Annotated in this window: 14 protein-coding genes; 12 read left to right on the top strand and 2 right to left on the bottom strand. The window is 74.8% G+C overall.

Annotated features, from left to right (window positions below; translation table 11 throughout):
* Positions 1–71 precede the first annotated feature (71 nt).
* The 7 genes from CPH93_RS11340 (at position 72) to moeZ (ending at position 8,230) form a co-directional block, all read left to right on the top strand.
* Entirely contained in the window at positions 72–1,355 is a 1,284-nt protein-coding gene (locus CPH93_RS11340) for a DUF3152 domain-containing protein (protein WP_096212704.1), read from the top strand.
* A 243-nt stretch (positions 1,356–1,598) separates the two neighbouring features.
* A complete protein-coding gene (locus CPH93_RS11335) occupies positions 1,599–3,509 on the top strand; it encodes a DUF3492 domain-containing protein (RefSeq protein ID WP_096212702.1) in 1,911 nt (636 codons plus the stop codon).
* Entirely contained in the window at positions 3,503–3,742 is a 240-nt protein-coding gene (locus tag CPH93_RS11330) for a hypothetical protein (RefSeq protein ID WP_093485064.1), read from the top strand. Before CPH93_RS11335 ends, CPH93_RS11330 begins: the two co-directional genes overlap by 7 nt.
* Entirely contained in the window at positions 3,739–4,938 is a 1,200-nt protein-coding gene (locus CPH93_RS11325; protein WP_096212701.1) for a hypothetical protein, read from the top strand. Before CPH93_RS11330 ends, CPH93_RS11325 begins: the two co-directional genes overlap by 4 nt.
* Before the next feature lie 253 nt (positions 4,939–5,191).
* Entirely contained in the window at positions 5,192–6,148 is a 957-nt protein-coding gene (locus tag CPH93_RS11320) for an NAD-dependent epimerase/dehydratase family protein (RefSeq protein ID WP_006603254.1), read from the top strand.
* Positions 6,136–6,954, top strand: a complete 819-nt coding sequence (locus CPH93_RS11315; RefSeq protein WP_096212699.1) for a spherulation-specific family 4 protein — start codon at positions 6,136–6,138, stop codon at positions 6,952–6,954. Before CPH93_RS11320 ends, CPH93_RS11315 begins: the two co-directional genes overlap by 13 nt.
* A 97-nt stretch (positions 6,955–7,051) precedes the next feature.
* Positions 7,052–8,230: an adenylyltransferase/sulfurtransferase MoeZ gene (gene moeZ, locus CPH93_RS11310; RefSeq protein WP_006603252.1), complete on the top strand. Its 1,179-nt coding sequence runs from the start codon at positions 7,052–7,054 to the stop codon at positions 8,228–8,230.
* A 124-nt stretch (positions 8,231–8,354) separates the two neighbouring features.
* On the opposite strand, the gene CPH93_RS11305 is transcribed toward moeZ, so the two are convergent.
* Positions 8,355–11,381 carry a lysylphosphatidylglycerol synthase transmembrane domain-containing protein gene (locus CPH93_RS11305; RefSeq protein WP_096212697.1) on the bottom strand — a complete coding sequence of 1,009 codons (3,027 nt, stop codon included), beginning with the start codon at positions 11,379–11,381 and terminating at the stop codon, positions 8,355–8,357.
* Between the two features lie 188 nt (positions 11,382–11,569).
* Between CPH93_RS11305 and CPH93_RS11300 the strand changes: the two genes are divergently transcribed.
* The 5 genes from CPH93_RS11300 to nudC all read left to right on the top strand — a co-directional run bounded on the left by CPH93_RS11300 (position 11,570) and on the right by nudC (position 22,414).
* Positions 11,570–11,974 carry an MGMT family protein gene (locus tag CPH93_RS11300; RefSeq protein WP_096212696.1) on the top strand — a complete coding sequence of 135 codons (405 nt, stop codon included), beginning with the start codon at positions 11,570–11,572 and terminating at the stop codon, positions 11,972–11,974.
* A gap of 206 nt (positions 11,975–12,180) precedes the next feature.
* Positions 12,181–15,705: an ATP-dependent helicase gene (locus tag CPH93_RS11295; RefSeq protein WP_096212695.1), complete on the top strand. Its 3,525-nt coding sequence runs from the start codon at positions 12,181–12,183 to the stop codon at positions 15,703–15,705.
* A gap of 686 nt (positions 15,706–16,391) precedes the next feature.
* A complete protein-coding gene (locus CPH93_RS11290; protein ID WP_096212693.1) occupies positions 16,392–19,991 on the top strand; it encodes an ATP-dependent DNA helicase in 3,600 nt (1,199 codons plus the stop codon).
* Positions 19,992–20,001: 10 nt separating this feature from the next.
* Positions 20,002–21,402: a dipeptidase gene (locus CPH93_RS11285; RefSeq protein WP_096212691.1), complete on the top strand. Its 1,401-nt coding sequence runs from the start codon at positions 20,002–20,004 to the stop codon at positions 21,400–21,402.
* Positions 21,403–21,478: 76 nt separating this feature from the next.
* Positions 21,479–22,414: an NAD(+) diphosphatase gene (nudC, locus tag CPH93_RS11280; RefSeq protein ID WP_096212689.1), complete on the top strand. Its 936-nt coding sequence runs from the start codon at positions 21,479–21,481 to the stop codon at positions 22,412–22,414.
* Positions 22,415–22,599: 185 nt separating this feature from the next.
* On the opposite strand, the gene CPH93_RS11275 is transcribed toward nudC, so the two are convergent.
* Positions 22,600–22,842, bottom strand: a complete 243-nt coding sequence (locus CPH93_RS11275; RefSeq protein WP_093485073.1) for a mycoredoxin — start codon at positions 22,840–22,842, stop codon at positions 22,600–22,602.
* Positions 22,843–23,429: the final 587 nt, after the last annotated feature.

The raw sequence follows: 23,429 nt of genomic DNA, 5'->3' as shown, positions 1-23,429 counted from the left end.
GCCCCTCAGGGGGCGGTTCTTCCGGCCCCGGAAACGGGCGCCGCAGACGCGAGTCGCTCCAGGGCGACCCGGTGCGCGGCGGCCATCCCGAACAGCACGAGCCGGGCGGCGGCTGGGGCGCGCTCCCCGTCGGCCCGGCGGCGCCCGGGCAGGGCGCGCCGAGGATTCCCCGGCCGCGTACGGAGCAGCCCGGCGGACCGCCGCTCGCCGCACCGGGCAGCGGCCCGGGGCCGCGGCGCGACTATGTGGAGGCCTTCGACCGCCGGCCGTTCCCGGGCCCGGCGGTTGCCGTGGACCCGGACGACGATGTGTTCCGGGCCGGTGCGCCCCGCCCGGCGGGACCGGGGGCCGGTGGCCACGGGCCCGGCCCGGACGGCATGCCCGCCGGCGGCCGCTTCACCGGGCGGTCGGTGGTCTTCGACCGGGGCGCCGCCGACGAGTTGGACGAGGAGGACGCGCCCGGCGCGGACGGCTCCGGCCCGTACGGTCCCCAGGACGGTGAACCGGGCGACGCCGCCGACCCGGGCGAGTCCCGGCGCGGCGTCGGCAAGGGCGGCAAGGGCCGGACGTTCACCGGTGCGGCGGCCGCGGCGGTGACCACCGTGCTCGCCGTGGTCATCGCCGGGCAGGTCGCCCACCAGCGCGAGGACGGCGCCGACCCGCAGCCGCGCAGCGGGCCCGACCGCGGAGACGACACCGGCGACGCGGCCTCCCGGTCCCATGCCCGCGCCACCCAGGACGCCAAGGCCGCCAGTTACGACGAGCAGATGGCGAAGGTCTTCCCGTTGGACGCGCGGCTGACGGCCGACGGCCGGTTCACTCCGGTCCCCGGCGCCGCCAAGGCCCCCGGGCACGGCAAGCTGCTGCGCTATCGCGTGGACATCGAGGAGGGGCTGCCGCTGGACGGCAAGCTCTTCGCCGAAGCGGTGCACACGACCCTGAACGACGGCCGGAGCTGGTCGCACGGCGGGAAGATGACCTTCGAGCGGGTCTCCTCCGGCCCCGCCGACTTCGTGATCACGCTGGCGAGCCCGGGGACCACCTCGGCATGGTGCGCCAAGTCCGGTCTCGACACCCGCGAGGAGAACGTCTCCTGCGACTCGGCGGCGACCGACCGGGTCATGATCAATGCGTACCGGTGGGCGCAGGGCTCCAAGACCTACGGCCACGACAAGATGCTGGCCTACCGTCAGATGCTCATCAACCACGAGGTCGGCCACCGCCTCGGGCACAACCACGAGGCCTGCCCCCGGCAGGGCGCACCGGCCCCGGTGATGATGCAGCAGACCAAGTTCCTGACGACGGACGGGGTGACCTGCCGCCCCAACCCCTGGCCGTTCCCCGCCCAGCGGTGACCGGATCCGACGCACGGGGGCCGGACCGCCTGAGCGGGGCCGCGGGATCAGGTGAGTCCCCGGGCCTCACATAGCGCGTCGAAACGCCCTTAGGGGCGGAAAGTTACGTGCTTTCACCCCTTCCGGTGGCGCGATGGACAACCGTCCATCGCGCCACCGGCCGTCTGCATAGCTTCTTCCTGCAGGTGGCGGCCGTGCCGCTGGGACACCGGGACGCCGATATGGGAGGACGGGGGTGCGCTCGTGCGAATTGGACTGCTCACCGAGGGTGGTTATCCGTATGCGCCCGGCGAGGCGCACACATGGTGCGAGCGGCTCGTGCGCGGGCTCACCGGCCATGACTTCGAGGTCTACGCCCTGTACCCCGACGCCCGCCAGGAGACGCAGCGCCTCGGTGAACTCCCCGGCCACGTACGGCTGGTGCGCAGTGCACCCCTGTGGGGTGACTTCCCCGCCGGACACCGCCGGGCCGCCGAGCGGCGCCGGGGCCGCGGACCCGGACGCCGTGAACGGCGGCGCTTCGCCGCGCACTTCGGCGACCTGGTGGCGGGCTTCGCCACCACGCCCCCGGGCGGCGAGCCGGCCGCGGCCGCACCGGCCGGCGCGGACGATGCCCCCGCCCCACCCGTGACCAGCAAGGCGGACCGTTTCGCCACCGGCCTCTACGGACTCGCCGAACTCGCCCGGGAGCACGGCGGGCTGCCCGCCCTGCTGCGCTCCGAGGACGCCGTCCGCATCCTGGAGGCCGCATGCCACGGCGCCCGCGCCCTGCCCGCCGCGCACGGCGCCCAGGTCAGGGATCTGCTGGCGGTCACCGCCCGGCTCGAACTCGCGCTGCGGCCGCTGTCCCTGGACTGGTACGGCGACCGGCGGAATCCCGGGCTCGGCGGGGTGGACCTGTGCCATGCCACCTCCGCCGGCGCGGCCGCCCTCCCCGGACTGCTGGCCGGGCACTTCTTCGGCACTCCGCTGCTGGTCACCGAGTACGGCGTAGGGCTGCGCGAGCACTATCTCGCGGGCGCCGCCTCGCCGCTGAGCGCACCGGTGCGCGCGCTGCTCGCCGCCTTCCAGGGCGCCCTGGCCGCCGAGGCCTACGCCCGCGCCGCACTGATCACCCCCGGCAACACCCACGCCCGGCGCTGGCAGGAGCGCTGCGGCGCCGACCGCGCCCGGCTGCGCACGGTCTATCCCGGCATGGACGCCGGGCCGTTCGGCGCGGTCGCGGACGCCGCGGCCGACGACTCCAAGACGCTGGTGTGGGTCGGTGCCGTCGAGCCCGCCAAGGACCTCGTCGGGCTGCTGCACGCGTTCGCCGGGATCCGCCGGACCGAGCCGCGGGCCACCCTGCGGATCATCGGCGGGGCCGGCCGCGACCCCGAGGCGCCCGGATATCTCGCGCACTGCCGGGCGCTGGCCGAACAGCTCTTCCCCGACGAGGCGGCCGACGCCCGCACCGTCGGCGAGAACCCGGTCAGCTTCGAGGAGATCGGCAGCCCCGAGGTGCCGACCCTGCAGGACGCCTATGCCTCCGGTGCGGTGGTGGTGGCCTCCAGTGTCGTCGAGGGCTTTCCGCGCTCCCTGGTGGAAGCGATGTTCTGCGGCCGCGCCACGGTGTCGACGGATGCCGGCGCGGTGTGCGAGGTCATCGGCGGCACCGGTCTGGTGGTCCCGCCGCGCAACCCCCGGGCCCTCGCCGAGGCCTGTGCCGCGCTGCTCGGTGACCCGGACCGCCGGGCCAGGCTGGGCGCCGCGGCCCGGGCCCGGGCGCTGGAACTGTTCACCGTCGAGCAGAACGTCGCGGCATTTCGTGGCATCTATCTGGAGCTCATCTCGCACGCCCCGGCCCGCCCGGCCGCCGGGCGCACCCGGGACGTACACGGCATTCCGCGGCCCTTCGCCCGCCCCGCCGAGTCCCATGTCCCGGGCCGCTGGGCGGTGACCGGCGCCGCCACCCGCCCGGCCGCGGCGGCCGGCCGCACGCCGAGCTGGGCGGTGTCCGAGGACGAGCCGGGGCCCGCCGCCATGGCGGCGCCCGCCGCCGGATGCGCCGGGGCCGGGGGCGCGGCCGGCGCCCGAGGAACGAGACAGCCGGTGAGACGGGACGCCCCGGCGACCGGACAGCCCCGGCCGACGCAAGGGAGAGGGCAATGGTGACGGGTGTGCTCGATGTGATCTGCGCGATGGGCGTGGTGGGAGTGGCCCTGGTGACCGGCATGGCGGACGTGGCGCACGGCGGCAGCCGGCGCGGCGCCCGTCCCGGCAGCCCGGCGGCCGTCCGGCACTCCTCCCCGGACCGCCGCGGCCGCCCGGTCAGCCGGCACCCCGCGCCCCACCGCCCCGGCCACGGCGGCTGCGCGCAGCTCCCGGAACGGGGGGACGGGGCATGAGCACCCCCGAGGGCGCCGCCACCGGCGCCGTCGCGGCGGCCAGGGACCAGCCCGCCGACCGGGCCGCACCGCCGCCGCGCCGTGGCCCCGCCGACCCCGTCCGGTCCCTGATGCACCGTCATCAGGAGCTGTGCGCCCGCGCCGTCGACGCCCTGGAGATCGCCGCCGGCCTGGAGGCGCACGGCGTCACCGACCGCACGGCCGCCCGCTTCCGGCACCGTGACGTCTTCTCCCTGGCCGAGGAGCTCTACGCCCGGGTACCGCGCGCCGACCGGGACACCGCCGCCGCAGACCGGCCCCCGCCCGCCCCCGCCCGGCGCTCCCGCGGCGTCCGAGCCGCGCTCCAGCTGCTGCCCGGCGCCGTCTGCACCGCGACCGTCGCCGCCCTCGCCTCCGTCGGCACCGCACCTCCCGCCGTGCGCGGTGCCGTCGGCGCCGCGGGCGCACTGCTCCTCACGCTCGCCGTCCGGCTCGCCGTACGCTCCGGACCGCTGCGGCGGCGCCACCACGGCCGCGGACCGCGCGCCACCGGCCTGTGGATCTGCTGGACGGCCGGGTACGCGGTCTACGGCGACTGGCTGCTGGCGCAGCTGCTGACCGGCGGCCCCGATCTGCCGCACGCCGCTCCCCGGGCCGCCGTCGGCACCGCCGTGGCCCTGGCCTTCGCCCTCGCCCCCGCGGCCGGCTGCGCCCACTGGTTCGCGGTGCGCGCCCGGCGGGTGCTGGCCGCCAGCCGCGGCCTCGAAGAACTCGCCGCCCGGGTACGGCCGTTGCTGCCGGCCGCCACCCTGCTCTTCCTGGCCGCCCTGGTGGGCCTGCTCCTCGGCGCGGACGCGGCCTTCGGCGGCGACGGGAGGACGGCACCGGCCGCGGCGGCCGCCCTGGGCGTGCTGCTCTTCCTCGCCCGGCTGCTGACCGTGCACGGCTTCCCCGAGGCGGCCGCGACGGGCCTGGCCGCGGCCGCCGCCGTGGAGTACCTCGCGCTGACCCTGGTGCTGATCGCCCGGCTCCCCGGCCTGCACCCGTTCGACGCCCCGGTCGAGGCGCTGACCGGGGCAGCGGGACCGGCCGCGGTGCCCGCGGTGGCCTGCACGGCCGCCGCCCTGGGGCTGCTCGGCTACGGCCTGCGGGCGCTCACCGGGGCCTGCGCGCACTCGCCCGCCCCCTTCGGACCGGCGGAGGGACACCGGCCGTGACCCACCGGACGACCACCGGCCCCCGGCTCCCCGCACCCCCACACGGACACCCCCACCACGCGTCACCCCCGGAGCGGCACCCCGAAACGGCCGCCCCGGCCCCTTCGCCGCGGACCTCACCCCCCATGTGGCCCCCGTCCTCGGGGCGGGCCCCGGCTCCGCGGCCGACGACGTACTTCCCTCGATCCGCCTTAGGAGCACGACAGATGAACGTCCAGCCGACCACACGCCATGCGGACCGGGAGAGTGCACGATGAGGGTGCTGCTCATCGGCGCCAACGGCTACCTGGGCCGCTATGTCGCCGACCGCCTGCTCGCCGATCCCGCCGTCCAGCTCACCGCCCTGGGGCGCGGCGACGACGCCGATGTCCGCTTCGACCTGGCCACCGGAAGCCCTGGCGCGCTCACCCGCTTCCTCGACGCGGTCCACCCGGGCGTCGTCGTCAACTGCGCGGGCGCCACCCGCGGCGGCGCCCGCGAGCTGACCCGGCACAACACCGTCGCGGTCGCCACCATCTGCGAATCGCTGCGCCGCAGCAGCTGCGGCGCCCGGCTCGTCCACCTGGGCTGCGGGTCCGAGTACGGGCCCTCCCAGCCCGGCTCCTCCACGGCCGAGGACGCGGTGCCCCGCCCCGGCGGCCCGTACGGCGTCAGCAAACTCGCCGCCACCGAACTCGTCCTGGGCTCCGGACTGGACGCGGTCGTGCTGCGGATCTTCTCGCCGGTCGGCCCGGGCACCCCGGCGGGCTCGCCGCTCGGCCGGCTCGCCGAGGCGATGCGCCGCGCCATGCAGTCCGGCGACAGCGAGCTCAAGCTCGGCGGGCTCGGTGTGCAGCGGGACTTCGTCGACGTCCGCGACGTCGCCCGGGCGGTGCACGCCGCCTCGCTGTCCGCCGCGCAGGGCGTCGTCAACATCGGGACCGGCCGCGCCGTCCGGCTGCGCGAGGCCGCGTCCGTCCTCGCCCGGGTCGCCGGCTTCGGCGGTGCGCTGCACGAGATCGACTCCCCGCCCGCCCGGCTCGTCATCCCCGGCCCGTCCCCCGAGCACCCGGTCGGCTCGCCGCCCGCCACCTACCCGTATCCGGACGGCTGCGGCACCTGGCAGCAGGCCGATGTGCGCACCGCCCGCGACCGGCTCGGCTGGCGCCCCCGGATCGGGCTGGAGGAGTCCCTCGCGGACATCTGGATGGAGGCCGCATGTCGCATCTGACCACCTCCGCCGGCGGCACCCGCGCCCCGACCGGCGCCGCCGGGGCCGGCATCGGTGTACCGGGCTTCGCCCATCCGCTGCTGGCCCCCACGGAGTGGGCCGAACTGCTGCGCTGCGCCGGCGGTTTCCTGCCGCGGCACGCGGGCAGCGGCTACCGGGCGCCGGTGGGGCCGGGCGCGGTGCAGTGGGCGGTGCTCAATGTGTCCAACGGGCCCGGCGCCCGCCCCGACCCGCACTGCCTGCCGGCCGCGGCCCGGGTGCGCGAGACGGGCGTACGGATACTCGGCCACCTCGACCTGGGGCTCGGGACGCGCCCCTCCGGGGAGCTGCTCACCGATGCCCGCCGCTATCTGGAGTGGTACCGGGCCGACGGCTTCTGGCTGGACCGCTGCCCCACCGACCGGACCCAGCTGCCCGCGACCCGGCGCCTGGCCACCACCCTGCGTGCCCTGTGCGGCGGCGGCCACCTCGTCTTCGGGCACGGCAGCCACCCCTATCCCGGCTATGCGGAGTCCGCCGACCAGCTCGTCACCTTCGCCGGCTGCTGGGACGACTACCGCTGGTCCCAGGTGGCCGAGTGGACCGCCGACCACCCTCCGGAGCGGTTCTGTCACCTCGTGCACGGCGTACCCCGCAGCCATCTCGACGAGGCGCTGCGGATCGCCCGCTGGCAGGGCGCGGGCACCGTGTACCTCACCGACCGCCGGGCCGCCGGGGCGGCGGGTACCGCCGGAGACGCCTGGGCGTCACTGCCCGGTTACTGGGACGATTTCGTCTCGCGCATCGGAACAGGTGTCTCGGAATGAAGAAGGGCGTGGCAGTGTTACGGGGAGAGCAAGCTCCCCCACTCTCGGCTCCGCCCGTGCGGGGGGAACCCCATCAAGACCGACCAACGGAGTTCCCGTGTCGCTGCCACCCCTGGTCGAGCCCGCTTCCGAGCTCACCGTCGATGAGGTCCGCAGGTACTCCCGCCACCTGATCATCCCCGATGTCGGGATGGACGGGCAGAAGCGGCTGAAGAACGCCAAGGTGCTGTGCGTCGGCGCCGGTGGCCTGGGCTCGCCCGCACTGATGTATCTGGCCGCGGCCGGCGTCGGCACGCTCGGCATCGTGGAGTTCGACGAGGTCGACGAGTCGAACCTGCAGCGCCAGATCATCCACAGCCAGGCGGACATCGGCCGTTCCAAGGCGGCCTCCGCCAAGGACACGGTGCTGGGCATCAACCCGTACGTCACCGTCAACCTGCACGAAGAGCGCCTGGACTCCACGAACGTCATGGAGCTGTTCGCGCAGTACGACCTGATCGTGGACGGCACCGACAACTTCGCCACCCGCTATCTGGTCAACGACGCCTGTGTGCTGCTGAACAAGCCGTACGTCTGGGGTTCGATCTACCGCTTCGACGGTCAGGCGTCAGTGTTCTGGAGCGAGCACGGCCCCTGCTACCGCTGCCTGTACCCGGAGCCCCCGCCGCCCGGCATGGTGCCCTCCTGCGCCGAGGGCGGCGTCCTGGGTGTGCTGTGCGCCTCCATCGGCTCCATCCAGGTCAACGAGGCCATCAAGCTGCTCGCCGGTATCGGTGACCCGCTCGTCGGCCGGCTGATGATCTACGACGCGCTGGAGATGACCTACCGTCAGGTCAAGGTCCGCAAGGACCCGGACTGCGCCGTCTGCGGCGAGAACCCGACCGTCACCGAGCTCATCGACTACGAGGCGTTCTGCGGCGTGGTCTCCGAGGAGGCCCAGGAGGCGGCCGCCGGCTCGACGATCACTCCCCGGCAGCTCAAGGAGTGGATCGACGGCGACGAGAAGATCGAGATCATCGACGTCCGCGAGCCGAACGAGTTCGAGATCGTCTCGATCCCCGGCGCCCGGCTGGTCCCGAAGAACGAGTTCCTGATGGGCACCGCCCTCCAGGACCTCCCGCAGGACCGGAAGATCGTCCTGCACTGCAAGACGGGCGTCCGCTCGGCGGAGGTCCTGGCCGTGCTGAAGTCCGCGGGCTTCGCCGACGCCGTGCACGTCGGCGGCGGCGTCATCGGCTGGGTCAACACGGTCGAGCCGGAGAAGCCGGTCTACTGACCGCCCCGTACCCCACGCAAAGGCGCCGGTCCGTCGAGTACGGACCGGCGCCTTCGTGCGCTGCGGCGGGGGTGAACCGGCCGGGGCGGGGGACGACCCGGCCGGCGCCGTGGCCGGTCCCCGCTCAGATCTCGCCCTTGCGCGTCAGATAGTTGAACGCCAGCCAGCCCGGCAGCACCGGCAGCCAGAAGACCAACAGCCGGAACAGCAGCACCGCCGGGAACGCGATGTCGGCGGCGAGCCCGGCCACGGTCAGCCCGGCGATCAGCGCGCCCTCGACGGCGCCCACGCCGCCCGGGGTGGGCGCGGCCGAGCCCAGCGCGTTACCGGCGAGGAAGGCGACCGCGATACTCGCGTAGGTGATCTTGTCGCCGCCGCCGAAGGCCCGGATCGAGGCGTCCAGACACATCACGTTCGCCGCCGTCAGCAGCAGCATCCCGCCGATGCCGGTGACCAGCTTCCGGGGCCGCTGCAGGATGTCCAGCATCCGCGGCACCACGCCCGCGAACAGCGACCGCACCCGCCGGGAGACGAACTTGCGCAGCGCCGGCACCGCCGTGACGACCAGGACCAGCACGGCCACGGTCAGCAGCCCGGCGATGACCGTACGGGACGGCGAGATCGACGGGGTCTGCTCCTGGGTGCCGGTCAGATAGCCGAAGATCAGCAGCAGCAGGATGTGGCTGCCCAGACCGAACAGCTGGGACGCGCCGACGCTCGCCACCGCCAGCCCGGGCCGGACCCCGGCGCGCTGCAGGAAGCGGGTGTTGAGCGCCACCCCGCCGATCGCCGCGGGCGCCACCAGCTTCACGAAGTTGCCCGCGATCTGCGCAATGACCGTCCGGACGAACGAGACCCGCTCCGTGACGAACCCCAGCAGGCTCATCGTCGCCGCGATGTACGTCAGCGCCGAGAAGAACATGGCGACCAGCACCCATTCCCACCCGGCCTTGCTGACCACGTCGCCCAGGTTGAAGTGGGTGAGCTGGGACAGCAGCAGATACACCGCGAAGGCACCGGCGATCCAGCTGATCAGAATGCGCGGGCTGAGCCGCTCCAGCTTGGCGGGCTGGATCACCGCCGTCGGACGGACCAGCAGCACCTGCCGCCGGATCTGCGCGAGCAGGTCCTCCTCACGGGCCTCCTCCGAGGCCTCGTCCAGGGCGCGCTTCTCGGCGTTCTTCTCCGCGTGCCGCTCGGCCCGCAGCGTCTTGCGGTCCTTGGTGCCCTCCGCCTCGCGCGCCTCCCGCGCCTCCTTGGCGGCCTGCGACGCCGCCAGCACCGCATCGCGCTCCCGCTGGGAGCGCTCGCGGGCCAGCTGCCGCAGCGTGGCCCGGGTGGTGCGGCTGAGCGCGATCGGCTGCAGCAGCGGCAGGCTGTCGGCGACCGCGTCCGGGCCGAGCACCTCGACGGCCGCGGCGACCGCCCGCTCGGCACCGACCCGCAGCCCGCAGGTGGCCAGCAGCTGGGCGATGTCCATCCGCAGGACGAGGTCCCCGGCCGCGATCTCGCCGCCGCGCAGCTCGGTCAGCACGATATTGCCGGAACGATCCACCAGCAGCGCGTCACCGACCAGCCGCCGGTGTGCGATCCGCCGCGACTGCAGCGCCTCGACCTGCCGCCAGGCGCTGTGCATCAGCGTGTCGGTGATCTCCTCGTCGGCCAGTGAGTCGAAGCTGCGGCCGGCGATGTGCTCGTAGACCAGCATCACCGCGTCCGGGCCGAGCTCCGAGGTGGCGATCAGCTTCGGGGCGTTGGCGCCGGCCGCGATGGCCGCGTACGCCAGCAGCGCCTCCTGCTCCAGCGCCTGGCGCAGTGACTGCAGACTGCGGCGCTGATTGATGCCGCGCAGCGACAGCCGGCGCCACACCCGGTAGAAGAAGCCCTGCGCCTGCTGCTCGCGGTCGACGACGGTGACATCGATCGGCGGGCCGTCCTCCAGGGTCACCAGATAGCGGCGGCCGCGGTCGGTGTGCTCGGGCTGGTCCGCGCCGGCGTCCTCCGCCCGCAGTGCGGAGACCGGGTGGAAGCCGACCCGGCGCAGCCCCGCAAGGAGGTTCTGGCCGGTGGGGCGGACATTGGGGGAGCCGACGGCGTAGAGGGTGCCGTAGGCGACGGTCCAGCCGATCAGTACGGTCGTGATGATCGCGAACGGTGTGGTGTACCGCCCGACCAGCACCGCGAACGCGTCCAGCAGCAGCACGCACCACATCGCGACCCGCCAGCGGGGCCGCCGGTACATGCCCACCGCCGTCATATAGGCGATCACGGGCGCCAGATAGCTGTGCACCGGAGCGGACAGCGACCCGTTGTCCAGGGTCTGGGTCAGCGCGTCCCGGATGGAGTCGGGGGCGGACTCGGCCACCCACAGGTCGGTGGCCAGCGACACCCCGTGGGCGAGGACGGCGGCGAGCACCCCGTCCGCGATCCGCAGCCCGTCCCGCTTGATCAGCCGCTCGACGGCGAACGCCACCGGCACGATCAGCACCGCGACGCTGGACGTCAGCCCCGCCAGGTTGATCAGCAGCGGGGGCGCCGCCTTGGCGCCGGTGCCGATGTCGTTCTCCAGGCCCTGGGTGGTGCCGTGCGCGAACGTGGCGAGCGCGAGGACGAGCGCGATCCCGGCCATGCCGAGCAGCAGCCGCAGCAGGTCGGAGGGCCGGTGTACCCGGGCGGGCAGCAGCGGCTCGTCGCCGGAAACCCGGTCGACGTGGAATTCCCCGTGCTCGTCCGCGGTCAGGTCGGAACGGTGCGCGCCCGTACGGGCCCTGCCCCGGGCCCCACCGGACGCCGGCTTCTCGCCGCGGTCCTGCCCGGACCGGCCGTCCTTGCCCTGCTCGGACTGCTTGTCGTCCCGCTCCTCCTGGTGCCGCTCGGTTGGCTCGGGCTCCTCGGGTCCTTGTGGCCTCTCGGACGCCCCTGGTCGTTCGGCCTTCTCGATCGTGCTCGCCTTTTCGGTAGCGGAAGCCGTGGCCGGCCTCCGTTGGTGCTTCCCCTGTGGTGTCGCCTGCTTCCGCTCCGGCAGCCCGGTCGCTGCGGCCGGTCCGTGCGCGGTGCCGGCGGCGTCGACGGACCGCGCCTCAGGGGCGCCCGCCTCCCGTGGAGGCGCCGCGCCCTGCTGCTCGGCCGTCTCTTCTTGATCTCGTATCACCAGTCACCGTCCGGAAGATGGTGGCACGACCGACCGGTGGAGGAGGGCATCAGGGTGCATTTCGGGGGAGCGGGAAGCGGAACATCCGCCGCCGAGCGGGGCCGGCGGCGCCGCCCCGCAGACCTGCACGGTGGTGCACCACCGTGTGCCCGATCCCATTGTCGGTGCCGTGCGGCAGGATGGACCGAATGAGTGGGACCGGAGATTCGACGGCGGGTGAGCTCCCCGCATACGCGGAACGGGTCCTCGCCGTCGCCGAGCTGATCCCGGCGGGCCGGGTGATGACGTACGGGGACGTCGCCGAGTGGCTCGACGAGGGCGGACCGCGGCAGGTCGGCAGGGTGATGTCGCTCTACGGCGGCGCGGTGCCCTGGTGGCGGGTGGTCCGCGCGGACGGCCTGCTGCTGCCCGGCAGCGAGCTGCGCGCGCTCGCCCACTACCGCGACGAGGGCACGCCGCTGCGCACCACCCCGACGGGGGACACCCCCGCAGGGGGCACCCGGGGCGCCTCGATGACGCGCGGGCACATACCGCGGCTCGACATGCGGCGCGCCCGCTGGGACGGGCGCCAGGAGGGCGACGGGGAGCCGTAGCGTCGGCGACCCGCTCCCCGGCGCACCGGGAGGCCGCTGCCGGGCCCGCCGGACACCTGGCGTAGCGTCGGGCAGCGCCGTCCCGCCGACGGACCCGCCGCGCGCCGCACCGCCCGGCCGGCAGCCCGACCCGCTCCGCGCACCGCGCGGCGGCCCGCACGCCCTCTCCTCCACGACCAGCACCCTCCTCAGGACCGGCGATCCACGTGAGTTCCTCCTTCTCGGCCGCCCCGCCCACGCAGCCCCACCGGGCGGCGCGGCGGGACGCCGCCGGCGCGTACCGCCTGGTGCGTACCGCGCCGGAACGGGTGGATCCTCCTGCCTTGGACGCAGCCCAGCGCGCCGTGGTTGACCACCGGCACGGGCCGCTGCTGGTGCTCGCCGGGCCGGGCACCGGCAAGACCACGACGCTGGTGGAGTCGGTGGTCCGCCGGGTGCGCGCCGGCGACGACCCGGAACGGATCCTCGTCCTCACCTTCAGCCGCAAGGCGGCCGTCGAACTCCGCGACCGGCTCGCGGCCCGGCTGTCCGGGCCGGACGCACCGCCCGCCGGGCCCGCGGTCCCCGGCGGCGGCCCGCGCCGGCCGGGCATTCCCCAGGCGACGACCTTCCACTCCTTCTGCTACGCGCTGGTCCGCGCCCACCAGGACGCCGAGCTGTTCGCCGACCCACTGCGGCTGCTGTCCGGACCCGAGCAGGACCTCGTGGTCCGTGAACTCCTCGAAGGACAGGCGGAGCTGGCCGGTGCGGGCCGCGGCCGGGTGCGCTGGCCGGACGAGCTGCGGGCCTGCCTGACCACCCGCGGCTTCGCCGACGAGGTCCGCGCGGTGCTCGCCCGCAGCCGCGAACTGGGCCTGGGCCCCGACGCCCTCGGCGCCTTCGCCGCCCGCACCGGCCGCCCCGACTGGAGCGCCGCGGCCGGCTTCCTCGCCGAATACCTCGACGTCCTGGACGCCCAGGGCGTACTGGACTACGCCGAGCTGGTGCACCGCGCGGTGCTGCTCGCCGAACACACCGACACCGCGGCGCAGCTCGCCGCCGCCTATGACGCGGTCTACGTCGACGAGTACCAGGACACCGACGCCGCCCAGGTACGGCTGCTGCGCGCACTCGCCGGCAACCACACCGCGTCGGCCGCACCGGGCTCCCCGGGACGCACGCTCGTCGCCTTCGGCGACCCCGACCAGTCGATCTACGCCTTCCGGGGCGCCGACGTCAACGGCATCCTCGACTTCCCCGAGACGTTCCGGCGCGGCGACGGCACCCCCGCCCCGGTCGCCGTCCTCGGCACCTCCCGGCGCTCCGGCGCCGCCCTGCTCGCCGCCACCCGGCTGCTCACCCGCCGGATGCCGCTGACCCGCCTGCCCGCCGCGAAGGTACGCGCCCACCGCGAGCCGGTGCCCGTACGGGACGGCGGCCGCGTCGAGGCGTACACGTACCCGACGTCCGGCGCCGAACTCGACAACATCGCCGACATCCTGCGCCGCGCCCACCTGGAGGACGGGGTGCCCTGGCGCGAGATGGCCGTCCTGGTCCGCGCCGGCGGGCGCTCGCTGCCCGCCGTGCGCCGCGCGCTCACCTCGGCCGGCGTCCCCCTCGACATAGACGGCGACGATCTGCCGCTGCGGCACGAACCCGCCGTCGCCCCCCTGCTGACGGCGCTGCGGGCGGCGGCCCGGGCCGCCCTGCGCCACGACCCCGCCGCCACCCCTGACGCCCCGTCCGATGAGGCCGCCCCGGAGGACGCCCGACCCGGGCAGGCCACCCTGGACGACATCGGACCCGGGCAGGTCACCCCGGACGACGCCGGTCCCGGGCAGGCCGCCCCGGACGACGCCGCCGGCGCCCCCGGGTGGCTCGACGCCGAAACCGCCACGGACCTGCTGACCTCCCCGCTGGGCGGCATGGACTCCGCCGACCTGCGCCGGCTGGGCCGCGCCCTGCGCGAGGAGGAACGCAGCGCCGGGCAGCCGCTGCCCCGCCCCTCCGACGAACTGATCGCCCGGGCACTGGCCGAACCCCAGCGCCTGGTCGCCCACGACCCCGGCTACGCCCGCGGCGCCCAGCGGCTCGGCCTGCTGCTGCGCAAGGCCCGCGCCCTCCTCGCCGGCGGCGGCACCGCCGAACAGGCCCTGTGGGAGCTGTGGGACGGCACCCCCTGGCCGCAGCGCCTGGAACGCGCCGCCCACCGCGGCGGCGCCGCCGGCCGCAACGCCGACCGCGACCTCGACGCCGTAGTGGCCCTCTTCGAGACCGCCGCCCGCGCCGAGGAGCGCACCGGCGGCCGCGGCGCCCTCAACTTCCTGGAGGAACTCGACGCCCAGGACATCGCCGCCGACACCCTCACCCGCCGCGCCGTGCGCCCCGACGCCGTACGGCTGATGACCGCCCACCGCGCCAAGGGCCTGGAATGGCGGCTCGTCGTCGTCGCCGGCGTCCAGGAGGGTCTCTGGCCCGACCTGCGCCGCCGCGGCTCGCTCCTGGAGGCCGACCGGATCGGCCGCGACGGCCTGGCCGAGCCGCTCCCGGCGGGCGCGCTGCTCGCCGAGGAACGCCGGCTGTTCTACGTGGCCGCCACCCGCGCCCGCGAACGGCTGGTCGTCACCGCCGTGAAGGCCGCGGCCGACGACGGCGACCAGCCGTCCCGTTTCCTGACCGAGCTGGGCGTCACCCCCCAGGACGTCACCGGCCGCCCGCGCCGCCCCCTCTCGGTGGCCGCCCTCGTCGCCGAACTGCGCGCCACCACCGTCGACCCGGCCGCCACCCCCGCGCTGCGCGAGGCCGCCGCCCAGCGGCTCGCGCAGCTGGCCGCCCTCCGCGACGACGACCACCACCCCCTGGTGCCGGCCGCCCACCCCGACACCTGGTGGGGCCTGCACGAACCCACCCACAGCAGCATCCCGCTGCGCGACCGCGACCGCCCCGTGGTCCTCTCCGGCAGTGCCCTCGACCAGCTCGCGCACACCTGCTCCCTCCAGTGGTTCCTGGGCCGCGAGGTCAAGGCGGACACCCCCGCCACCGCCGCCCAGGGCTTCGGCAACGTGGTGCACGTCCTCGCCGACGAGGTCGCCTCCGGCCGCACCCCCGCCGATCTGGCCGTCCTGATGGAGCGGCTGGACTCCGTATGGGACGCCCTCGCCTTCGACGCCCCCTGGAAGTCACGCCAGGAAAAGGACACCGCGCGCGCCGCACTGGAGCGCTTTCTGCGCTGGCACGTCATGGAACGCGAGACCCGCGGCCGGGACACCGTCGCCACCGAGCACGGCTTCGACCTCACCCTCCGGGCCGGCAGCTACGAGGTCCGGATCCGCGGCAGCATGGACCACGTCTCCCGCGACGCTCAGGGGCGGGCGTACGTCGTCGACTTCAAGACCGGCAAACAGAAACCGACCGGACCCGAGGTCGCCCGCCACCCCCAGCTCGCCGTCTACCAGCTCGCGGTGCGCGAGGGCGCCCTCGACGACGCCTTCGACGGCCAGACCCCTGACCCGGGCGGCGCGGAACTGGTGCATCTGCGCCTGGGCGCCCCCCAGAAGGAAGGCGGCGACGCGCTGCCCGCCGTACAGGCGCAACAGCCGCTGGAGGGGGAGTGGGTCGGCGAACTGCTCGCCACCGCCGCGGGCCGCGTCCTGGAGGAGCGGTTCACCCCCACCACCGGCACCCACTGCACCCACTGCACCTTCCGGGCGTCGTGCAGCGCACAGCCGGAGGGGCGGCACGTGGTGGAGTGACCTCCCACGTTGTCGGCTTTCCCGCCGCGGTGGCTTCTCGCCGTTGCGCTTTGCGGCGCCCCCGCACGTGGTCGGCTGACCCGCCGCGGGGGTGTTTCGCCGTTGCGCCTGGCGGCGGGCGTGGTTTGTCGGGTGCGGTGCCGCTCCTCCGGACTTCGTCCTGCGGCGCGGCCCCTCCCGTGAGTGGGTGGGAACAGGCCGGTGGGGGCGGGCCCCGGCCCTCGTCTGCGCGCGGTCGACGGATGAGGCCCGCCCCCACCGGCCTCTTCCCACCCCCAACGGGAGGGGCCGGACCGCAGGACGGAGTCCGGAGGGCCGGTCCCGCAGCCGAACAGCCAGCGCAGCGGCAACCAGCCCGCCGCAGGCGAGCCCCTACGGCGGGGAAGCCGACAACGTGCGGGGGCGCCGCAAAGCGCAACGGCGAGACGCCCCGCGGCGGGCCGGCCGACAACGTGCGGGGGGGCGCCGCAAAGCGCAACGGCGAGACGCCCCGCGGCGGGCCGGCCGACAACGTGCGGGGCGCCGCAAAGCGCAACGGCGAACAACACCCACGGCGGGAAAGCCGACAACGTGCGGGGGCGCCGCAAAGCGCAACGGCGAGACCACACCACGGCGGGCAAGCCGACAACGTGGGAAGAAAGCACAGCGCAGCGGACTGTCAGTGCGGGCGGCTACCGTTCTCAACCGTGGCCCCGCGTATCACCGACCCGGCGCAGCTCAAAGAGCTGCTCGGCATCCCGTTCACACCGGAGCAGACGGAGTGCATCACCGCCCCGCCCGCCCCGCAGGTCATCGTGGCCGGAGCCGGCTCCGGCAAGACCACGGTCATGGCCGCACGCGTGGTGTGGCTGGTCGGCACCGGCCAGGTCGCCCCCGAGCAGGTCCTCGGGCTGACCTTCACCAACAAGGCGGCCGGCGAGCTCGCCGAGCGCGTCCGGGCCGCCCTCCTCGCCGCCGGCGTCACCGACCCGGACGCCCTCCCGCTCGACGACAGCAGCGCCGCCGGCGACCAGCCCCCCGGAGAGCCGCGGATCTCCACCTACCACGCCTTCGCCGGCCAACTCCTCAAGGACCACGGCCTGCGCATCGGCCTGGAACCCAGCGCCCGCCTCCTCGCCGACGCCACCCGCTTCCAGCTCGCCGCCCGCACCCTGCGCGCCGCCCCCGGCCCCTACCCGTCCCTCACCACCTCCCTGCCCTCCCTCGTGGAGGACCTCCTCGCCCTCGACGCCGAACTCTCCGAGCACCTCGTCGACCCCGCCGCGCTCCGCACGTACGACACCGAGCTGCTCGCCGCCCTCGACGGCGTGAAACTCAGCAACGCCGACCTGCGCAAAGCCCCCGAAACCGCCCGCGGCCGCCTGGAACTGCTCGACCTCGTCACCGCCTACCGGGACGAAAAACGCCGCCGCGACCTCCTCGACTTCGGCGACCAGATCGCCCGCTCCGCCACCCTCGCCACCACCCGCCCCGAGGTCGGCCGCCTCCTGCGCGACGAATTCCGCGTCGTCCTCCTCGACGAATACCAGGACACCTCCGTCGCCCAGCGCCTGCTGCTCTCCGGCCTCTTCGGCGGCGGCACCGGGCATGCCGTCACCGCCGTCGGCGACCCCTGCCAGGCCATCTACGGCTGGCGCGGCGCCTCCGTGGCCAACCTCGACGACTTCCCCGCCCACTTCCCCTTCGCCGACGGCACCCCCGCCCGCCGCGCGGCCCTCAGCGAGAACCGCCGCAGCGGCGGCCGCCTCCTCGACCTCGCCAACGGCCTCGCCGCCCCCCTCCGCGAGCGGCACGAAGGCGTCGAAGCCCTGCGGCCCGCCCCCGGCGCCGAGCGCGACGGCCTCGTCCGCTGCGCCCTGCTGCCCACCCACGCCGAAGAGCTCAGCTGGCTCGCCGACTCCCTCGCCCACCTCGTCCGCACCGGCACACCGCCCGGCGAGATCGCCGTCCTCTGCCGCACCGCCGCCGACTTCGCCCACCTCCAGGGCGAACTCGTCGCCCGGGACGTCCCCGTCGAGGTCGTCGGCCTCTCCGGACTCCTGCACCTGCCCGAGATCGCCGACCTCGTCGCCGTCTGCGAGGTGCTCCAGGACCCCACCGCCAACGCCGCCCTGGTCCGCCTGCTGATCGGCCCGCGCTGGCGGATCGGCCCCCGCGACCTCGCGCTCCTGGGCCGCCGCGCCCGCACCCTCGTCCACCACCAGACCCCCTCCGACGACCCCGCCCACCGCCTCGCCGAGGCCGTCGAAGGCGTCGACCCCGCCGAGACCATCTCGCTCGCCGACGCCCTCGACACCTTCCTGGCGGCCGACGGCCCCGACGACGGCCTCCCCTTCTCCGCCGAGGCCCGGGTCCGGTTCGCGCACCTCGCCACCGAACTCCGCGACCTGCGCCGCTCCCTCGGCGACCCCCTCATGGACGTCCTCCACCGGGTCCTGGCCACCACCGGCCTGGAGGTCGAGCTGTCCGCCTCCCCGCACGCCCTCGCCGCCCGCCGCCGCGAAACCCTCGGCACCTTCCTCGACATCGCGGCCGGCTTCGCCGCCAAACAGGGCGGCGAATCCCTCGACGGCGACGCCACCCTCCTCGCCTTCCTCGGCTTCCTGCGCACCGCCGTCCAGTACGAGAAGGGCCTGGACAGCTCCCTGCCCGGCGGCGACAACACCGTCAAGGTGCTGACCGCCCACAAGTCCAAGGGCCTGGAATGGGACGTCGTCGCCGTACCCGGCCTGGTCACCAAGCAGTTCCCCAGCGAACAGGCCCGCGAGTCCTGGACCAGCCGGGCCAAGGTCCTCCCGCACGCCCTGCGCGGTGACGCCGCGACCCTCCCCGTTGTCACGGAGTGGACCGCCCGCGGCCTGAAGGACTTCAAGGAGGCGATGAAGCACCACCAGGAAACCGAGGAACTCCGCCTCGGCTACGTGACCTTCACCCGCCCCCGCTCCCTGCTGCTCGGCTCCGGCCACTGGTGGGGCCCCCACCAGAAGCGGCCGCGCGGCCCGTCCGCCTTCCTGGAGGCGCTGCGCGCGCACTGCGAAGCCGGACACGGCGAGATCGAGCACTGGGCCGAGGCACCCGAGGACGGCGCGGAGAACCCCGCCCTCGCCGAAGCCGCCACCGAACAGGCCTGGCCACTGCCCCTCGACCCCACGGCCACCGCCCGCCGTCGGGCGGCCGCCGCCACGGTCCGCGGTCACTTGGCACGTAGGACGGGCGAGGCGGCGTCCGCCGCCGCGCCGGCCGTACTGTCCGCCCATGATCCCGAGTGGCCGCCGCCCCCGGGTGACGACGACTCCTGGGGCACGGGCCCGTACGTCCTCGCCGACACCGAGCCATTCGACGTCCCGGAAGGTGACCTCTACGACGTCCCCGAAGCCGGACCGTTCGACCTCTCCGAAGCCGACCCGTTCGACGACCACGCCCCGCCGCACGACCTCCCCGAAGCCGCCCCCGCCCCGCCCCGCCCCCCTATCGGCGCCCAGCGCTCCACGGAGCCCGACCTCACCGCCGACCCGGACGGCGACGCCCCCCACCCCGGCGACAGCGCGCCGCACACCCTCCTCCCCGAGGAGCGCCGCACCGTCGGATCCTGGGACCGCGATCTGGAGGCGCTCGCCGCCGAGCTCCGCCGCTCCCGCGCCACCGTCCGCGAGGTCCCGCTGCCCTCCGCGCTCAGCGCCACCCAACTGCTCCGCCTCGCCGCCGACCCGGACGGCTTCGCCCGCGAACTCGCCCGCCCCATGCCGCGCCCGCCCCAGCCCGGCGCCCGCCGCGGCACCCGCTTCCACGCCTGGGTCGAATCCCGCTTCGAAGAGCTGACGCTGCCCCTGCTCGGCCCCGACGAGCTCCCGGGCGCCGAGCCCGGCGAGGACGACCGGATCGCCGACGAACACGACCTCGAAACCCTCAAGGAGGCCTTCGCCCGCACCCCCTACGCCCACCGCACCCCCTTCCGCGTCGAGGCGCCCTTCCAGCTGACGCTCGCCGGACGGGTGATCCGCGGCCGGATCGACGCCGTCTACAAGGAGCACGGCCCGCACGGCGACCGCTTCGAGATCGTCGACTGGAAAACCGGCCGCACCCACACCGCCGACCCCCTCCAGCTGGCCGTCTACCGCCTCGCCTGGGCCGAGCGGTACGGCCTGGAGCCCTCCGCCGTCGACGCCGCCTTCCTCTACGTCCGCAGCGGCGAGGTGGTCAGACCCGCCCGGCTGCCCGGCCGGGCCGGACTCGAACGCATCCTGCTCGGCGAGACCGCCGACGGACATCCCCCGGAAGGCCGATAGGCTCGGCCATATGAGCACCACCACGGACAGCGCCGTCCGCGCGTACCTCGCCACCCACCGCGAAGCCTTCCTCGACGACCTCGCCGCATGGCTGCGCATCCCCTCCGTGTCCGCCGACCCGGAGCGCGCCGGCGACGTCCGCCGCAGCGCCGACTGGCTCGCCGCGAAGCTCACCGACACCGGCTTCACCACCAGCGAGGTCTGGGAGACCGGCGGTTTGCCCGCGGTCTTCGCCGAATGGCCCTCCGGGGACCCGTCCGCGCCCACGGTGCTCGTCTACGGCCACCACGACGTCCAGCCCGCGGCCCGCGAGGACGGCTGGCACACCGACCCCTTCGCGCCGCAGACCATCGACGGCAAGCTCTACGCCCGCGGCGCCGCCGACGACAAGGGGCAGGTGTTCTTCCACACCCTGGGCGTCCGCGCGCACCTCGCCGCCACCGGCCGCACCGCCCCCGCCGTCAACCTCAAGCTGCTCATCGAGGGCGAGGAGGAGTCCGGCTCACCGAACTTCCCGGCCCTGATCGAGAAGCACGCCGACCGCCTCGCCTGCGACGCGGTGATCGTCTCCGACACCGGCATGTGGTCCAGGGACACCCCCACCGTGTGCACCGGCATGCGCGGCCTGACGGACTGCCAGATCGATCTCTACGGTCCCGACCAGGACATCCACTCCGGCTCGTTCGGCGGCGCGGTCCCCAACCCCGCCACCGAGGCCGCCCGGCTGGCCGCCGCTCTGCACGACACCGACCGCCGCGTCGCCGTCCCCGGCTTCTACGACGGCGTGATCGAGCTCACCGACCGCGAGCGGGAACTCTTCGCCGAACTGCCCTTCGACGAGGAGGAGTGGCTGCGCACCGCGCACTCCCACGCCCCCCTCGGCGAGGCCGGCAGCACGACCCTGGAGCGCATCTGGGCCCGCCCCACCGCCGAGGTCAACGGCATCGGCGGCGGCTACCAGGGCCCCGGCGGCAAGACCATCGTCCCCGCCACCGCCCAGCTGAAGCTCTCCTTCCGGCTGGTCGCCGGCCAGGACGCGGCCGCCGTCCAGCAGTCCGTCCGCGACTGGGTCGCCGCGCAGCTCCCGGCCGGCATCCGCCACGAGATCACCTTCTGGGGCGCCACCCGCCCCTGCCTCACCCCGCTCGACCACCCCGCCCTCCAGTCCGTCGTACGCGCCATGGGACGAGCCTTCGGCCAGCAGATCCGCTACACCCGCGAGGGCGGTTCCGGGCCGGCGGCCGACCTCCAGGACGTCCTCGGCGTCCCGGTGCTCTTCCTCGGCATCTCCGTCCCCTCCGACGGCTGGCATGCCCCGAACGAAAAGGTCGAGCTCGACCTGCTGATGAAGGGCGTCGAGACCGCCGCCCACCTGTGGGGCGACCTGGCGGAGACCTGGCGCCCGGCTTGACCGGACGCCTGCCGCCGTACCGTTCCGCGCCCACACGCAGCAATCACCCACGCCACAGGGGGAGTTGGAAACAGCAGTGACCACCTGGACCGACCACACCGCCGACCGGCCGCTCACGTTCAGCGCGCCGAGCGGGATCGACCGCTCGGCCCATCACCGTCTCGACGAGGCCTGGCTGGCGGCGGCCTGGAGCCACCCGACGACGCGCGTCTTCGTGGTGTCCGGCGGCCAGGCGCTGATCGACGACACCCCCGACGGCCGCACCGAACTGATCACGACGCCGTCCTTCGAGGCGCCCCTGACCGAGGCGCACCGCTACTACCTCGGCACCGACGACGACGGCGTCAGCTACTTCGCCCTCCAGAAGGACTCGCTGCCCGGCCGCATGGACCAGTCCGCGCGCCCGGCGGGTCTGCGTGAGGCCGGCCTGCTGCTGTCGCCCCGCGACGCCGGCCTCCTCGTCCACGCCGTGGCCCTCGAAAACTGGCAGCGCCTGCACCGCTTCTGCTCCCGCTGCGGCGAACGCACCGTCATCGCCGCCGCGGGCCACATCCGCCGCTGCCCGGCCTGCGGCGCCGAGCACTACCCGCGCACCGACCCGGCCGTGATCATGCTCGTCACCGACGAGGAGGACCGCGCACTCCTGGGCCGCCAGGTGCACTGGCCCGAGGGCCGCTTCTCCACGCTCGCGGGCTTCGTCGAGCCGGGCGAGTCCATCGAGCACTCGGTGGCCCGCGAGGTCTTCGAGGAGGCCGGCGTGGTCGTCGGCGACGTCGAATACATCGCCAGCCAGCCCTGGCCCTTCCCCTCCAGCCTGATGCTGGGCTTCATGGCGCGCGCCACCTCGTCCGAGATCCAGGTCGACGGCGAGGAGATCGAAGAGGCCCGCTGGTTCTCCCGCGATGACCTGCGCGCCGCCTTCGAATCCGGCGAGGTCCTCCCGCCGTACGGCATCTCCATCGCCGCCCGCCTCATCGAGCTCTGGTACGGCAAGCCGCTGCCCAAGCCGTGAGGAGCCTGCGGGGCGGGTACGGGGCTCGGCAGGCGTGACGTCTGCGGAGACGCACAGAGCCGCCGACCGGATCCCACAGGGATTCCGGCCGGCGGCCCCGGAAGACTGCCCATAGTCGAGGCGAAGCGGTCAGGGTGTCTTACGCGACGGTGAGGCGTCGTGTCGGCCTCTCAGGCGCTGACCGTTCAGACGCCGACCTTCTGCTTGACCTGCGCCAGGGACGGGTTGGTCAGCGTCGAGCCATCGGGGAACAGCACGGTCGGGACCGTCTGGTTGCCGCCGTTCGCCTTCTCCACGAACGTCGCGGACTCCGGGTCGTGCTCGATGTTGATCTCTGTGTACGCAATACCCTCGCGGTCCATCTGGCTCTTCAGCCGACGGCAGTAACCGCACCAGGTCGTGCTGTACATCGTCACAGTGCCCGCCATGTGCCCCGCGCTCCTTCGCTTCGATAAGTCTTGATCCACATACCACTCGCCGATGTGTTCGACGCGGCCAAGCACCACAACGTACATCGGCCACGGACCATTCCCGGCCGGTCGAACCGACCGCCTCGACGGCCGGGGCTGGGGTGGCGGGGGCCATGGTCGGAGGGGGCGGCGTGGCGGCGGAGGGGAGGGGCTTGGTCGGGCGGCCCGCCCTGCCCTGCCCCGGCCCTGCCCCGTCCTGCTCGGGTCCTGGCCCTGCCCCTGCTTGCCCAGCCCCGGCTCTGCCTTGTGCAGGCCCGGTCACGCCCGCTCCCGGCTGTGCCCGGCCCTGCCCCGTCCAGCCCGGCCACGCCCGAACCGAACCCGCGCGCGATCCTTGGGGGGCCACCCCCACCCCCTCCCCACACCCCCCTCCGACCGAAGCAGCCGGCCCCCCAAGCCACCCCCGCCACGGCCCCAGCCCCCGACAGCCCAGCCAGCCCAGGCCGCCCCACACTCCAGCCACCCCGCGCCCCGTCTCCCTCCGCTGACCCCAGCAAAGCACCCACCGCCGCCGCATGTCGGCGGTTGTCCACACCGGAGGCGGG

The organism is Streptomyces sp. 2323.1, from assembly GCF_900221035.1.
Classification (GTDB): Bacteria; Actinomycetota; Actinomycetes; order Streptomycetales; family Streptomycetaceae; genus Streptomyces; species Streptomyces sioyaensis.
This window is presented reverse-complemented; position numbering and strand designations above follow the sequence as displayed.

Coding starts and splice junctions, on each gene's coding strand:
- CPH93_RS11315 (WP_096212699.1), top strand. CDS start 6,136: ATGTCGCATCTGACCACCTCCGCCGGCGGCACCCGCGCCCCGACCGGC.
- CPH93_RS11300 (WP_096212696.1), top strand. CDS start 11,570: ATGAGTGGGACCGGAGATTCGACGGCGGGTGAGCTCCCCGCATACGCG.
- CPH93_RS11325 (WP_096212701.1), top strand. CDS start 3,739: ATGAGCACCCCCGAGGGCGCCGCCACCGGCGCCGTCGCGGCGGCCAGG.
- CPH93_RS11275 (WP_093485073.1), bottom strand. CDS start 22,842: ATGGCGGGCACTGTGACGATGTACAGCACGACCTGGTGCGGTTACTGC.
- CPH93_RS11330 (WP_093485064.1), top strand. CDS start 3,503: ATGGTGACGGGTGTGCTCGATGTGATCTGCGCGATGGGCGTGGTGGGA.
- CPH93_RS11320 (WP_006603254.1), top strand. CDS start 5,192: ATGAGGGTGCTGCTCATCGGCGCCAACGGCTACCTGGGCCGCTATGTC.
- CPH93_RS11285 (WP_096212691.1), top strand. CDS start 20,002: ATGAGCACCACCACGGACAGCGCCGTCCGCGCGTACCTCGCCACCCAC.